This is a genomic window from Micromonospora globispora, assembly GCF_003857015.1.
Lineage (GTDB): Bacteria > Actinomycetota > Actinomycetes > Mycobacteriales > Micromonosporaceae > Micromonospora > Micromonospora globispora.
Map to the genome: position 1 here is coordinate 1 of NZ_QGGF01000696.1, position 1638 is coordinate 1638.

1 protein-coding gene and 1 pseudogene are annotated in these 1638 nt (G+C 75.8%); both read left to right on the forward strand.

Going from position 1 to position 1638, the window contains the following annotated elements; translation table 11 throughout:
- Positions 1–288, forward strand: a pseudogene (locus DKL51_RS32520) (hypothetical protein); the annotation flags it as partial.
- 1 nt (position 289) lies between these two features.
- Positions 290–1638, forward strand: a 1349-nt coding sequence (gene murJ / locus DKL51_RS32525; protein ID WP_124813166.1) for a murein biosynthesis integral membrane protein MurJ, incomplete at its 3' end; no start/stop codon positions are given.

Below are 1638 nucleotides of genomic sequence, written 5' to 3' on the forward strand. Positions count from 1 at the left end.
GCCCGGGGCCCGTACGGCGGCATCGCCGCCGGCGCGGCCGGCGCCGCCGCCGGGCTGATCCAGGAGGACCTCGACGAGCGGGTGATGCTCGGCGACAGCGGCGCCAACGCCCTCGGCGCGCTGCTCGGCGTGAGCCTGGCCGCCCGCAGCGGCCCGGTCGGTCGGGCCGGGGTCCTCGCCCTGCTCGCCGCGCTCACCGCGGCCAGCGAGAAGGTCAGCTTCACCCAGGTGATCCAGCGGACCCCGGGGCTGCGGGAACTCGACGCGCTGGGCCGGCTCGCCGACTGACGTGAAGAACCCGGCACCCCTCGCCGGCACCGGCCGCGTCGCCGGAGCGGCCGCCCTCATCGCCGTACTCACCGTGCTCAGCCGGCTCGCCGGCTTCGGTCGTACCGCCGTCTTCACCTGGACGCTGGCGCCCACGGACCTCGGCGGCGCGTACGTCGTGGCGAACAACCTGCCGAACTTCATCTTCGAGATCGTGGCCGGCGGGGCGCTGGCCAGTCTCGTCATACCGCTGCTCGCCGGCGCGGTGGAGGCCGGCGACCGGCGGGCGGTGGCCGCCACCACGGGTGCGCTGCTGACCTGGACGCTGACCCTGCTGGTGCCGCTGGCGTTGCTGGTGGCGCTGCTCGCCGACCCGCTGATCGGGCTGCTCGGCGACGGCCTCAGCCTCGCCCAGCAGCAGGCCGGTGCCCGGATGCTGCGGGTGTTCGCCCCGCAGCTGCCGCTGTACGGCGTCGGCATCGTGCTCACCGGCGTGCTCCAGGCGCACCGCCGGTTCGCCTGGCCGGTCATCGCGCCGCTGCTCTCCAGCGTCACCGTCATCGCGGTATACCTCGCCTTCACCGGGGTGGAGGGGCGGCTGGCCGGTGTCGGGGAGGTGAGCCGCGGCGGCGAGCTGCTGCTCTCCGGCGGGACCACGCTCGGCGTGGTGGTGCTCTCCCTGTCGCTGCTCATCCCGCTGCGCCGGCTGGGGCTGCGGCTGCGGCCCAGTTTCAGCTTCCCCGCCGACGCCCGGGCCCGGGTCGGCGCCCTCGCCGTCGCCGGGCTCGTCACCGTCACCGCACAGCAGATCGCGCTGATCATCAGCCTCAACCAGGTCACCTACGGCGCGAAGTCGAACCCCGGCGTCTACAACCTGGCGCTGACCATCTACTTCCTGCCGTGGGCGGTGCTGGCCGTACCGCTGGCCGTGGCGGCGTACCCCACGCTCGCGGCCGCCCGGGCGGCCGGCGACGAGCGGGCCTACCGGGAGACCCTCGCCCCGGCGGTCCGCGGGGTCGTGCTGTTCAGCCTGCTGGGCGCCGCCGCGCTGGTCGGCACGGCCGTCCCGGTCGGGCACTTCTTCTTCGCCCCGGAGGTGGCCGACACGGCCGCCGCGGCCATCGCCGGCTTCGCTCCCGGTCTGCTCGGCTACGGCCTCTTCGCCGTCCTCACCCGGGCCCTCTACGCCCGCGGGGAGACCCGGGCCGCCACCGCAGCCACGGCAGTCGGCTGGCTCACCGTGCCCGCCCTGGCGCTGCTGTTCGGGCACCTGCTGCCGCTGGGCGACCGGGTACCGGCGGTCGCGCTCGCCACCTCGGGCGGCATGCTGGTCCTGGGCGCGTTGCTGGTCGTCGCCGTGCGGCGCTCGGC